Annotated in this window: 7 protein-coding genes; 4 read left to right on the forward strand and 3 right to left on the reverse strand. The window is 71.6% G+C overall.

Translation table 11 applies throughout. The annotated features are described in order from the left end of the window. Positions 1-58: 58 nt before the first annotated feature. The gene (locus tag ACF08B_RS21930; RefSeq protein ID WP_392318879.1) at positions 59-685 is read right to left on the reverse strand and encodes a TetR/AcrR family transcriptional regulator; all 627 of its coding nucleotides are present in this window, start codon (positions 683-685) and stop codon (positions 59-61) included. Between the two features lie 203 nt (positions 686-888). Between ACF08B_RS21930 and ACF08B_RS21935 the strand changes: the two genes are divergently transcribed. The 4 genes from ACF08B_RS21935 to ACF08B_RS21950 all read left to right on the forward strand — a co-directional run bounded on the left by ACF08B_RS21935 (position 889) and on the right by ACF08B_RS21950 (position 6700). Further along, positions 889-1803 carry an ABC transporter permease gene (locus ACF08B_RS21935; protein WP_392318880.1) on the forward strand — a complete coding sequence of 305 codons (915 nt, stop codon included), beginning with the start codon at positions 889-891 and terminating at the stop codon, positions 1801-1803. Then, the gene (locus ACF08B_RS21940) at positions 1796-2686 is read left to right on the forward strand and encodes an ABC transporter ATP-binding protein (protein WP_392318881.1); all 891 of its coding nucleotides are present in this window, start codon (positions 1796-1798) and stop codon (positions 2684-2686) included. Before ACF08B_RS21935 ends, ACF08B_RS21940 begins: the two co-directional genes overlap by 8 nt. Positions 2687-2798: 112 nt before the next feature. Continuing rightward, positions 2799-5039: a CDP-glycerol glycerophosphotransferase family protein gene (locus tag ACF08B_RS21945; RefSeq protein ID WP_392318882.1), complete on the forward strand. Its 2241-nt coding sequence runs from the start codon at positions 2799-2801 to the stop codon at positions 5037-5039. Further along, on the forward strand, positions 5036-6700 hold the full coding sequence (locus ACF08B_RS21950; RefSeq protein WP_392318883.1) for a glycosyltransferase family 2 protein: 1665 nt from the start codon (positions 5036-5038) through the stop codon (positions 6698-6700). Before ACF08B_RS21945 ends, ACF08B_RS21950 begins: the two co-directional genes overlap by 4 nt. Before the next feature lie 65 nt (positions 6701-6765). On the opposite strand, the gene ACF08B_RS21955 is transcribed toward ACF08B_RS21950, so the two are convergent. Both ACF08B_RS21955 and ACF08B_RS21960 read right to left on the reverse strand, forming a co-directional pair. Next, positions 6766-8274, reverse strand: a complete 1509-nt coding sequence (locus ACF08B_RS21955) for a hypothetical protein (protein ID WP_392318884.1) — start codon at positions 8272-8274, stop codon at positions 6766-6768. Between the two features lie 176 nt (positions 8275-8450). Continuing rightward, positions 8451-13394, reverse strand: coding sequence for an NAD-glutamate dehydrogenase (locus ACF08B_RS21960; RefSeq protein WP_392318885.1), 4944 nt, complete (start codon positions 13392-13394; stop codon positions 8451-8453). Between the last annotated feature and the right edge of the window lie 23 nt (positions 13395-13417).

The following is a 13417-nucleotide window of genomic DNA, read 5'->3' on the forward strand; positions in this document are numbered from 1 at the left end:
ACGGGCCGGGCGTCGGGGGGCCGCGCTGCTCGGCGGCGCCGGCCCGGCGCCGCGGCCGTCACAGCGCCTTGAGCGCGCCCGCCGTGGCGCGGGCCAGCCGCTCCAGGTACCCCTTGGGGAGTTTCGGGGCGCGGGTCACCACCGAGCGCCAGTACAGGGGGCCGGAGATCAGGTCCAGCGTCAGGTCGGCGTCGACGCCCTCGCGGACCTCGCCCCGCTCCACCGCCGCCGCCACGATCTTGCTGGCCACGCCCTCCTGGCCGTCCCGCAGGGCCTTCTGGAAGGCCTCGGCGATCTCGGGGTTGCGGGCCGCCTCGGCCTGGAGGTCGGGGATGATCTGCGAGGCCACGGGATGGCGCAGGGCGCGGGACGTGACCTCGTAGAGCAGGCGCAGATCGCCTTCCAGGGAGCCCGTGTCGGGGACCGGGAAGCCCAGGACCGCCATCGCCGAGACGACGTCCAGCACCAGATGCAGCTTCGAACGCCAGCGCCGGTACACCGCCGTCTTGCCCACGCCCGCCCGGCGGGCGATGCCCTCGATGGACATGCGCGCGTAGCCGACGGCCGCGAGTTCCTCGAAGACCGCGGCCCGGATGGCCTCGGTCACGTCCTCCCGGAGCACGGCGGCCCCGGCGGGCGCCCGGCGGCGTGGACGCGTCGGCGGCTCGTCGGCGTTCGTCGTCATACCGAACAGCATAGGGCGTGACGACGAAACGGTTGCGTTCCGACGTTCATTGGGCCTACGCTCGCGTCACGACGATACGGTCCCGTCCCGACGTAAGAGAACATGAAGAGAACCGTAAGGAAACGCCGGACGACGGGCACGGACACGGCAGCCCCGGAGACGGCCGGGCGCAGCACCCCCTCCCCCGAGCGAAAGCAGCGGATGTGAGCCAGGTACTCCACACACCGCCCCCCACCCGGGCCCCCGCCGACGACGACCTCACGGCGCTCGCGCTCCGGCACGGACTGTCGGTCAGCGGCGCCCGCCCGACCCTGCCGGAGTACGTCCGCCAGCTGTGGGCCCGGCGCCACTTCATCGCCGCGTTCTCCACCGCCAAGCTCACCGCGCAGTACAGCCAGGCCAAGCTCGGCCAGGTCTGGCAGGTCATGACCCCGCTGCTGAACGCGGCGGTCTACTACTTCATCTTCGGCGTGCTGCTCAACACCAAGCACAACGTGCCGGACTACGTGCCGTTCCTGGTCACCGGCGTGTTCATCTGGACGTTCACGCAGAGCTCGATCATGGCGGGCACCCGCGCGATCGCCGGCAACCTCGGCCTGGTCCGCGCCCTGCACTTCCCGCGCGCAGCCCTGCCGATCTCCTTCGCGCTCCAGCAGCTCCAGCAGCTGCTGTTCTCGATGGCGGCGCTGGTCGTCATCCTGCTCTGCTTCGGCGTGCCGGTCGCCGCCTCCTGGGTGCTGGCGCTCCCCGTGCTCGTCCTGCAGTTCACGTTCAACGCGGGCGTCTCCATGATCATGGCGCGCATGGGCGCCAGGACCCCGGACATCGCCCAGCTGATGCCGTTCGTGCTGCGCACCTGGATGTACGTGTCCGGCGTGATGTGGAGCATCGACAAGATCACCAAGGGCGACAAGCTGCCCCACGTGGTCACCATCCTGCTCCAGCTCAACCCGGCCGCCGTCTACATCGACCTGATGCGGTTCGCCCTGATCGACAGCTTCCACGCCCATCAGCTGCCCCCGCACGTGTGGGCGGCGGCCACGGGCTGGTCCCTGCTCGCGGGCGTCGGCGGCTTCATCTACTTCTGGAAGGCTGAGGAGACGTACGGCCGTGGCTGAGCACACCGAGAAGATCCCCACCGTCGTCGCCCACGACGTCGACATCGTCTACCGGGTCAACGGCACCGGCGCGGGCCGCGGCACCGCCACCGCCGCCCTCAACCGCATGCTGCGCCGCAAGCAGACCGAGAAGGCGTCCGGCGTCCGCCGGGTGCACGCGGTGAAGAAGGTGTCGTTCGCCGCCTACAAGGGCGAGGCCGTCGGGCTCATCGGCACCAACGGTTCCGGCAAGTCCACCCTGCTCAAGGCGGTCGCCGGACTGCTCCCGGTGGAGAACGGCCACATCTACACCGACGGCCAGCCCTCCCTGCTCGGCGTCAACGCCGCCCTGATGAACGACCTGACGGGCGAGCGCAACGTCCACCTCGGCGGTCTCGCGATGGGCATGTCCCGGGAGCAGATCAAGGAGCGCTACCAGGACATCGTCGACTTCTCCGGGATCAACGAGAAGGGCGACTTCATCACCCTGCCGATGCGCACCTACTCCTCCGGCATGGCGGCCCGGCTGCGGTTCTCCATCGCCGCCGCCAAGGACCACGACGTCCTGCTGATCGACGAGGCCCTCGCCACCGGCGACCGGTCCTTCCAGAAGCGCTCCGAGGCGCGGATCCGCGAACTGCGCCGGCACGCGGGCACGGTCTTCCTGGTCAGCCACAACAACAAGTCGATCCGTGACACCTGCGAGCGGGTCCTGTGGCTGGAGCGCGGCGAGCTGCGCATGGACGGGCCGACGGAGGACGTCATGAAGGAGTACGAGGCCTTCACCGGCGACAAGAAGCCCGCCCCGAAGAAGCCGGCCGCCAAGAAGCCCGCGCCGAAGGCGCACACCGCCGAGACGGGGGTACCGCAACCGGACGCGCCGAAAGACTCTCTTCCTTCCTGAGTCCGGTTCACACGCACGGCCCACACTTGGGGCCTTGTTTTCCCTTTCATACGCTTAATGCCGGTATGTTGTGAAGGGAGTCCGGAGCCGACGAGCCGAAGGAGCCCCAGTGATGCCCCGTCTCAGCGTGATCGTCTACGGACCGAACGCACAGGGGCATCTGACCGAACTGCTCGACTCACTGGAGGCCCACCCGCTCCCCGACGCCGAGGTCATCGTCGCCGCGGTCGGCGACTGGGCGCAGGAGACGGCCGGACGCCACGCCCCCGAGACGCTCGTCGTGCCGCTGCCGGAGGGCACCGGCGACGCGGCGGCCCGGGCGGCCGGCGCGGCCCGCGCGTCCGGCCGCTGGCTGCACTTCGTGCACGCCAAGGACGGCCTGCCCGCCGGCGCGCCCCGTCTGATCGCCGAGCGGGCCGCCGAACTCGACGCCGCGGCGGGCCCCGAGACGTCCGGGACCACTGACGCCCCCGCCACCCCGGTCGACTTGCTCCTCTTCGACCACGTCACCACCACCTGGCAGACCGCCGCCACGCCCTCCCGCGACGGCCGCCACCTCGCCGCCGTCGGCCGCGAGAGCCGCACCCTGGACGGACGCGCCGACCTGCTGCGCCTCGCACCGCTGCTCGGCAACCGGGCCCTGCGCGCCGACTTCTGGCGGGCGAACGAAGCGCGGTTCACCACCGACGACGAACCGCTCGCCGCCCACACGGTCCTGCTGCTCGCCGACCGGATCGCCTGCCTGAACCAGGTGGCGTACGAGAACCGCGTGCTGCGCCCCGAGAGTCTGCCGCCGCGCGCCCCCGTGCACCGGCTCGCGCTCATCGACCGCTACGAGTCCCTGCTGCCGCTCGCCGGAAACCGCCGTACCGTCCACGCGGTGCTGTACGACCTGATGGTGCGGGACCTGGTGCGCACCTTCGCCCGCGAGGACCTGCCCGAGCCGGTGGCCCGGGAGTTCTTCCGCCGCGCCTCCCTGGCCGCGGTCCGCTGGCGCCCCGAGGGCCACCAGCGCCCACCGGGCCTCGAAGGCGTACGGCACGCCCTGCTGGAGGAGGGCGCCTACACCAGGTACCGCGCGTTCCAGGCCGGCAACCGCGCCCGCCGCGCCGCCCGCACGGCCGTCCGCTCCCGCAAGCGCCGGGTGGGCGCCAAGGTCCGCGACCACCAGTACCACCGCGCCCTGAGCCGGCCCGTCGACCCCGAACTGGCCGTGTTCGCCGCCTACTGGGACCGCGGGGTGGCCTGCAACCCGGCCGCGATCGCCGCCGAGCTCGCCGAACTGGCCCCGCACATCCGCCGGGTGTGGGTGGTCAGCAAGGACAACGCGGCCCTGCTGCCGCCCGGCACGGACCACGTCGTCCCGGGCACCCGGCGCTACTGGGAGACCATGGCGAGCGCCAAGTACCTGACGAACAACGTCAACTTCCCGGGTGCGGTGGTCAAACGCCCCGACGCGATCCACCTCCAGACCCACCACGGCACCCCGCTCAAGCGCATGGGCCTGGACCAGATGGACCACCCGGCCGCCGCCAAGGGCCTGGACTTCGCGGCCCTGCTGGGCCGCATCGACAAGTGGGACTACAGCGTCAGCGCCAACAGCCACTCGACCCGGATGTGGGAGCGCGCCTACCCGGCCCGGTACACCTCCCTCGACCACGGCTACCCGCGCAACGACGTCTTCTACACGGCCACGGCCCCCGACGTCCGCGCCGCCCGCGCCCGCCTCGGCATCGCCCCGGGCAGGACGGCCGTCCTCTACGCGCCCACCCACCGCGACTACGAGGCCGGGTTCACCCCGCGCCTCGACCTCGCCGCCCTCGCGGACCGCCTCGGCGAGAACACCGTCCTCCTCGTCCGCGCCCACTACTTCTACGGCGGCGCGGCCTCCCCGCTGACCGGACTGCGCCGGTCCGGCCGGATCATCGACGTCTCCTCCTACGACCCGGTCGAGGAACTGTGCCTGGCCGCCGACGCGCTGGTCACGGACTACTCGTCGATCATGTTCGACTACGCCAACCTGGACCGCCCGATCGTCATCCACGCCGACGACTGGGAGACCTACCGCACCACCCGCGGCGTCTACTTCGACCTGATGGCCGAACACCCCGGCCAGGTGGCCCGCAGCCAGGAGGAACTGACGGAGATCTTCGCCTCCGGCGCCTGGCGCGACGAGAGCGCGGCGAAGGCACGGGCCACGTTCCGGCGCCGGTTCTGCGAGTACGACGACGGCCGCGCCGCCGAGCGGGTCGTACGGCGGGTGTTCCTCGGCGAACCCGAGGAGGCGCTGCCCCCGGTGCTCCCACTGGAGGAACGCACGCCCGCCCCGACCCCCGAGGAGGCCACGGCATGACGAGCCCCGACGTCACCGTCACGGTCATCGTCTACAACGACGCGGCCCGCCTCCCCCGCGCGGTCGCCTCCCTGCGGGCGCAGACGCACACCGACATCGAGATCGTCATCAGCGACGACCACTCCACCGACGACACGCCCGCCGTGGCACGGGAGCTGGCGGCGCAGGACCACCGCATCCGCTACCTGCGCCTGCCGGAGAACAGCGGCGGCTGCAGCGCCCCGCGCAACCGGGCCATCGAGATCGCCCGGGCCCCGTACTTGATGTTCCTCGACAGCGACGACGAACTCCCGCCCCGCGCGGTCGAGTCGCTGCTGGCCGCACACCGCGAGCGCGAGGTGGACTTCACCATGGGCGCGGTGCGGCGGGTCCGGGTGGACAACGGGCGCCGCTCCACGTGGATGCCGCACGTGGTCGCCGAGCGCCGCACCGTGGAGGGCATCGACGCCGACCCGCGGCTCTTCTTCGAGCACCTGTCCACGAGCAAGATGTACGCCCGGGCCTTCCTGGACCGCCACGAGCTGCGCTTCCCCGAGGGCATCCACTACGAGGACCAGCTGTTCTCGGCGCAGGCGTACTGCCTGGCCGAAGCGTTCACGATCATCCCGGACCCGGTGTACACCTGGTACATCGAGCCGTTCGCGGCAGCGGACTCCGCGTCCATCTCCAACCAGCGGCACAAGATCTCCAACGTCCGCGACCGCGTCCACGTCCAGCGCCTGATCGACGACTTCCTCGTCGGCAGCGGGCACGCGGGGCTGCGGGAGGACAAGGACTACAAGTTCCTCAAGCACGACTTCCGGATGTACGCGGGCGACCTGCCCTTCCGGGACGAGGAGTGGCTGGAGTCCTTCACCGGGATCATGAACCCCTACCTGGACACCCTGGCCCCCGGCGCGTACGCCCGGCTGCCCCGCCCGGAACGGGTGGTGCTGCGACTGCTGCGGGACGGCCGCAGCGACGACGCCCGGCTCGCGGCCCGGGGCCTCGGGCACGGGGTGGCGCCCCGCCACACCGCCTCCGACGACTCCGGCGTCCCGTACTGGGGCGACCGGGTGCCCGACTCGGCCGAGGCCCGGCGTGAACTGGACCTGTCCGACCTGGAGCTGGACACCCGCCCGTTCCCCAGCGCGCAGTTCCGGCACGAGATCACCGAGCTGACCCCGGGCACGGGCGCGTCCCTCACCCTCGCCGTCCGTACGTACGACCCCGGGCTCCGTCTGCCCGTCGGCCCGCAGCGTGCCGGTCTGCTGCTGGCTCCCGGTGGGCGCCGGATGACGGTCCCCTTCCGGCTGGACCCGGTGCGTCCCGGCGTCTTCGAGGGCACCGTCCGCCTGGACCTCGCCGCCGCCCCGATCCCCCTGCAGGGCTTCGAGGGCGTGCGCCACCCGATGGTCCGCCTGCAACAGCAGGGGCTGTCCCACACGGGTCTGCTGCTGGCCCCCCTCGACTTCCCCGCGCGCACCGTCCGCGTCGACTACCGCTCCGGCACGATCCCGCACGAGGTCACGGCCGAACCGGAGGGCCGCAACCCCGGCCGGCTGCAACTGCGCTGGCGGCCGGTGGGGGTGACGGCCCACGTGGTCCGCCCGGTGGTCCGCCGCCTGGCCCGCCCGAAGGTACGCAAGGCGGCGAAGCTGCTGTCCAGCCTGCTGCGGTGAGGGGCCCGGGTCCGCGGCGGCGAGCCCGGTGCCGGTGAGCGGACACCCCCGCGTTCGCGGACCGCTCAGGGCACCACGCGGTACAGGACCTGGCCGCCCGGGCCCGCGGTGACCTTCCGCAGGCCGGCCCCGGCGAGGCTCTCCGGTCCCACCACCCACCGCACCCCGTACTCCCGTGCGATCCCGCGCCGTTCCGCGGGGGACCCCCCGAAGTACCGGGAGACCGCCGCCGCCCTCCGGTCCGCGTCCGCGAGGAACACGTCCGGATAGCCGGGCGCCACCGTGTACGGCCCGTACGCGGGGATCTGCCGCGCCGGGAACGTGCGCGCCATCACCACGTCCCCGTACCGCACGCCCGCCCGCATGATCCACTGGTAACCGGCCCACGGCGTCCGGTACTTCGCGGCGACCGCGGCGGGCAGCCGGTCCCGCGGGACGACGTACCCGAGCGTCCCGGCCTGCGTCCACGCCCCGACCGCCAGCGCCGCGCCCAGCACGCACGCCCACCCGGCCCGCACCGCCCGCCGCCCGGCCGACACCGTCTCCAGCGCGGCCGCCAGCTGGGCCGGGATCAGTGCCGCGGGCAGGGCACGGCCCCACGAGTAGTGACCGGTCAGCCCGCCCGCGGCGAACACCAGCACACCGAGCGCGAAGAACAGCACCAGGGGATCCCGGCGGTCCCGGCGCGCGCGGCACGCCAGGGCCACCACGCCGAGCAGCACCAGCCCGAACCGCGCGGCCAGGTGCTGGTACAGCGGCCGGTGGATCGCCTCCAGGTCCGCCCCGGCAAAGAACAGGGCGAAGAAGTCGTAATAGGGCCACAGCCACAGCACGACCAGCCCCGAGGCGAGCGCGGCCCCCAGGCGCGGCAGCACCGCCCGCGCGGGCCGCGCCGCGAGCACCACGGCCGCCGCGCCCAGCGACGCCACGACGCCGGTGAACTGGTGGCACAGCAGGATCAGCGCCCACAGCACGCCGAGCGCCACCCAGGTCCCCCACGCCGCCGTCCCGCGCACGGCGCGCGTCAGCCACGCCCAGAAGTGGAACCCGAGCCCCAGCGCGAGGACACTCGGGTACGACACCGTCAGCGCCAGGGAGTTCAGGCCGAGGAAGCCGCTCCATTCGAACAGCAGCGGGCCCCACAGGAGGAGCAGGCTCAGCAACGCCAGCGGGGGCGCGGCCCGGTGGGAGCTCAGGGTGCGGACGTACCGCAGGACACCCGTGACCAGCAGCCCGAGTCCGACGAGCGCGCCGACGCGCAGCACGACGAACACCGACAGACCCGTCAGCCTGGCCAGAGCGCCGAGCACCAGCATCCACGGCGAGTAGTACGGACTCGGCGTGTCGGCGTCGACCAGCGGGTTACCGGGGTCCAGGAGGCTGTGCCGCAGCCGCTGGACCGTGGCCGCGTGCATGCCGAGGTCGCCCGCCCACGGCAGGCGGACGATCACCAGGAGCAGCAGCACCAGGACGAGCGCGGCGGCGACCCGAGGCAGTGACCGGCCGGCCCGCGCGGTGCCGTTCGCGGGCGCTGTCCGGCTCACCGGCTCCAGGTCAGACGGCGCGGGACGCATCCTGCGGGCATGTCTCGTCGGGGTTCGGTGTCACACCGCAGACCCTATCCGAATCGGACCCACCAGCAGGAAACGGTAAATTCACCGCCCGTTCCCGGCAAGGGGCCGGCGAGGAGCGGGCAAGAAGGAAGGCGCCCCGGGCCGCGATGTGCCCGGGGCGCCTTCGTGCCGTACGGCTACGAGTGCGTGCGCAGCAGCGTCCGCATCGTGCGCATCGCCACCGACAGGTTGGCGAGGTCGAACGAGTCCGAACCGCGGATCTCGTCCAGGGTCGTGCGCGCCCGGCTCAGGATGGCCGTGTTCCTCTGCTCCCACGCCGTGAACCGCTGCTCGGGCGACGAGGCGCCGTTGCCGACGGCGAAGACGTCCGCGGTGAGCGCCGCGTGGGCCGCGTACAGGTCCTCACGGATGGAGGCGCGGGCCATGGACTGCCAGCGGTCGGCACGGGGCAGCTCGATGATGCGGTCCATCAGCTGGGTGATGTGCAGCCGGTCGGCGAGGTCGTAGTAGATCTCCGCGACGTCGAGCGGCTCCTTGCCCATGCGGTCGGCCACCGAGACGATGTCGAGCGCCGGGAAGGCGGAGGAGAACCCGGCCACCCGGGTGGCCACCTCGTCCGGCACGCCGGCCGCGGACAGCTCGTCGTACACGTGCTGGTACCACTCCAGGTCCGCGCCCTTCAGCAGCTTCGGCAGCTGCTGCCAGACCTGCTCGACCCGCTCCGCGAAGAACTCGACCGTCTCGGCGAGCTGCAGCGGCTGCGGCCGGTTGTTGAGCAGCCAGCGGGTGCCGCGCTCGACCAGCCGACGCGAGTGCAGCCGGATGCGGGTCTGGACGGCCGCGTCGACCGTGTTGTCCAGAGCCTCCACCGCGTCCCACACCGGTGCGGAGCAGAAGATCGTGCGGGCCACGGTCTGGGCGCGGACGATCTCCTCCAGCGAGGCGCCGGTCTCCTCGCGCAGACGGTGCAGGTACGTCGTACCGCCCGTGTTGACCGTGTCGTTGACCAGCACGGTCGTGGTGATCTCACGGCGCAGCGGGTGGTTGTCGATGGCCTCGGCGAACCGCTCGCGCAGCGCGGTCGGGAAGTACGCGTGCAGCAGGGTGCGCAGGTACGGGTCGTCCGGCAGGGAGGTGTGCAGCAGCTCCTCGGCGACCGTGATCTTCGTGTACGCCAGCACGACGGCCGTCTCGGGGCCGGTCAGGCCGTGGCCCTGGCCGAGGCGCTCGCGGATCTGCCGGTCGCTCGGCAGGAACTCCAGCGCCCGGTCCAGATGGCCCTCGCGCACCAGGTGGCGGATGAACCGCTGCTGGGCGTGGAGCATGTCCTTGGCCTGCAGGAGCGCGTTGGCGAGGGCGGTGTTCTGCGCGTAGTTGTTGCGCAGGACCAGCGCGCCGACCTCGTCGGTCATCTCGGCGAGCAGCTTGTTGCGCTGCTTCACGGTCATGTCGCCCTCGGCGACCAGGCCGTTCAGCAGGATCTTGATGTTCACCTCGTGGTCGGAGGTGTCCACGCCGGCGCTGTTGTCGATGGCGTCGGTGTTGATCTTCCCGCCGTGCGTCGCGAACTCGATGCGGCCGAGCTGGGTCAGGCCCAGGTTGCCGCCCTCGCCGACGACCTTGACGCGCAGGTCGGCGCCGTCGACGCGGATGGCGTCGTTGGCCTTGTCGCCGACGTCCGCGTTCGACTCCGCCGAGGACTTCACGTACGTGCCGATGCCGCCGTTCCACAGCAGGTCGACCGGCGCCTCGAGGATCGCCTTCATCAGGTCGGCCGGGGTCATCTTGGAGATCTTCTCCTCGATGCCCAGGGCCTCCCGGATGTGCGCGTTCAGCGTGATCGCCTTGGCGCTGCGCGGGAAGATCCCGCCGCCCGCCGACAGCAGCGCCGTGTCGTAGTCGGCCCAGCTGGAGCGGGGCAGCTCGAACAGGCGGCGACGCTCGGCGTAGGAGGTGGCCGCGTCCGGGTTCGGGTCGATGAAGATGTGCCGGTGGTCGAAGGCGGCGACCAGGCGGATGTGCTCCGAGAGCAGCATGCCGTTGCCGAACACGTCACCGGACATGTCGCCGATGCCGACGACCGTGAAGTCCTCGCTCTGCGTGTCCACGCCCAGCTCGCGGAAGTGCCGCTTCACGGACTCCCAGGCGCCGCGCGCGGTGATGCCCATGCCCTTGTGGTCGTAACCGGCCGAGCCGCCGGAGGCGAAGGCGTCACCGAGCCAGAAGTTGTACTTCTCGGCGACGCCGTTGGCGATGTCCGAGAAGGTCGCGGTGCCCTTGTCGGCGGCGACCACCAGGTAGGTGTCGTCACCGTCGTGCCGGACCACGTCCTGCGGCGGCACGACCTCGCCGGCCACCATGTTGTCGGTGATGTCGAGCAGCGCCGAGATGAACGTCTTGTAGCTGGCGATGCCCTCGGCCAGCCAGGCGTCGCGGTCCACGGCCGGGTCCGGCAGCTGCTTGGCGACGAAGCCGCCCTTGGCGCCGACCGGCACGATGACCGTGTTCTTCACCATCTGCGCCTTGACCAGGCCGAGGATCTCCGTGCGGAAGTCCTCGCGCCGGTCGGACCAGCGCAGACCGCCTCGGGCGACCTTGCCGAAGCGCAGGTGCACGCCTTCGACGCGCGGCGAGTACACCCAGATCTCGTACGCCGGGCGCGGGGCCGGCAGGTCCGGGATGGCCTGCGGGTCGAACTTCATGGAGACGTAGTCGTGCGGCTTGGCGCCGAGCGTCTCCTGGAAGAAGTTCGTGCGCAGGGTCGCCTTGATGACGGTCAGGAAGGACCGCAGGATGCGGTCCTCGTCCAGGCTCGCCACCTGGTCCAGGGCCGCGTCGACCTCTTCGAGGAGGGCGTCGATCAGCTCCAGGCCGGCCTTCTGCCGCTCCGGGGACATCCGCGCCTCGAACAGGGAGACGAGGAGCCGTGTGGTGTGGACGTTGTCGCGGAGGGTGTCCTCCATGTAGTCCTGCGAGAACGTCGAACCGGCCTGCCGCAGGTACTTGGCGTAGGCGCGCAGCACCATCGCCTGCCGCCAGGTCAGACCGGCGCTCAGCACCAGGGCGTTGAAGCCGTCGTTCTCCGCCTTGCCGGTCCAGGTCGCGGCGAACGCCTCCTGGAACCGCTCACGGCCGTCGTCGCCGAGGTAGTCGCCGTTGCCGCCGCCGAGCGACTTCGGCATGCGCAGACCGAAGTCGTAGATCCAGGCGGTGGTGCGGTCCGCGCAGCGCAGCTCGTACGGCCGCTCGTCGGTCACCTCGACACCCAGCATGCTGAGCACCGGCAGGACCTTGGAGAGGGAGACCGTGCCGCCCTTCTGGTAGATCTTGAAACGGCGCTCGTCGGGCGCGGCACCCACCGGCTCGTACAGGCTCAGCGAGAAGGTCTTGTCCTCGCTCAGCTGCTCCAGGTGGACGAGGTCGGCCACCGCGGCGCGCGGGGAGTGGTCGGCCTTGTACCCCTCGGGGAAGGAGTGGTTGTAGCGGCGCAGCACCTCGGCCGCGTGCTCCTCGCCGCACTCGGCGGTCAGCGCCTCGGCGAACGCGTCGGTCCAGGAGCGGGCCGCCTCCACCAGGCGGGCCTCGATGCGCTCCTTGTCGGCGTCGGACAGCTGGGGCAGCTCGGTGCCCTGCGGGACGCGGACGACGAAGTGCAGCCGGGACAGGATCGACTCGGTGTTCCAGGCCGTGAAGTCGACGCTGATGCCGCCGAGCTCCTCCTTCAGGATGTCGATGATCCGCAGGCGGACACCCGTGGTGTAGCGGTCGCGCGGCAGGTAGACGAGGGCCGAGTAGTAGCGGCCGTACTCGTCCTGGCGCAGGTACAGCCGCAGCCGGCGGCGCTCCTGGAGGTAGAGGACGCTCGTCGCGATGGCCTGGAGCTCGGCGGCCGGAGTCTGGAACAGCTCGTCGCGCGGGTAGGTCTCCAGAATCTGGAGCAGGTCGCGGCCGTCGTGGCTGTGGGGCGAGAACCCGGCGCGCGCCAGCACCTCGTCGACCTTGCGGCGGATCACCGGGACCCGGCGCACGGACTCGGTGTACGCGGCGGAGGAGAACAGGCCGAGGAAGCGGCGCTCGCCGACGACGTTGCCGTCCGCGTCGAACTTCTTGACGCCGATGTAGTCCAGGTACGACGGCCGGTGCACGGTGGCGCGGCTGTTGGCCTTGGTCAGCACCAGCAGTTTGTGCTCGCGGGCCTTGGCCCGGGCGTCGGCGGGCAGCCGCTCGAAGGAGGGGCTGACCGGGTGCTGCTCGTCCTCGGCGTGGTGCGGGTCCGAACGCAGTATGCCGAGACCGGTGCCGGCCACGGCGGCGAGCGTGTCGTCCTCGCGCAGCTGGTACTCGCGGTAGCCGAGGAACGTGAAGTGGTCGTCGGACAGCCAGCGCAGCAGCTCGCGGGCTTCCTCGATCTCGGGCTTCGCCAGGTCGCCGGGGGCGGGCTCGCCCTCCAGGCCGTCGGCGATCCGGATCGCCGTGTCCCGCATCTTCTCCCAGTCCTCGACGGCCTCACGGACGTCGGACAGGACGCGCAGCAGGTCGAGGGAGATCTGCTTCAGGTCGGCGCGGTCGGTCTCCCGGTCGATCTCGACGTGGATCCAGGACTCGACGTGCGCGTCGTGCGGGAGGTCACCGGTGGCCGGGGTCGGCAGGACCTCGATCAGCTTGCCGGTGACGTCGCGCCGGACGACGAACTGCGGGTGGATAACGGCGTGGATGCCGCGCCCCTGCCGGGTCAGCTCATTGGTGACCGAGTCGACGAGGAAGGGCATGTCGTCGGTGACGACCTCCACCACGGTGTGGCTGCAGGTCCACCCGTTCTCCTCGACGGTCGGGGTGTGCACCCGGACGTTCGCGGTGCCCTGCGGGCGGTTCTCGGCGAGCCGGTAGTGCGAGAGCGCTGCGCCGAAGGCGTCGACCGGGTCGCGGTCGGCGAGGTCTTCCGGCGCGGTGTGCAGGTAGTAGCGCTGGAGGAACGTGAGCACGGATTCGCTGTCCGGGGTGCCGGGAGCGCCCTCGTTCGTCGTCCCGGTCGGTAGGTGCCCCCCGACCGGGCTGTTCTCAGCTACCCGGGCGGCCCTCTCGAGCAGCTCGGCCTTGGCTTCGTCCAGCTTGGTCTGCATTGTCCTCTGACTCCTGTCGCGCG

Source organism: Streptomyces sp. NPDC015139, from assembly GCF_043079785.1.
GTDB lineage: Bacteria > Actinomycetota > Actinomycetes > Streptomycetales > Streptomycetaceae > Streptomyces > Streptomyces albidocamelliae.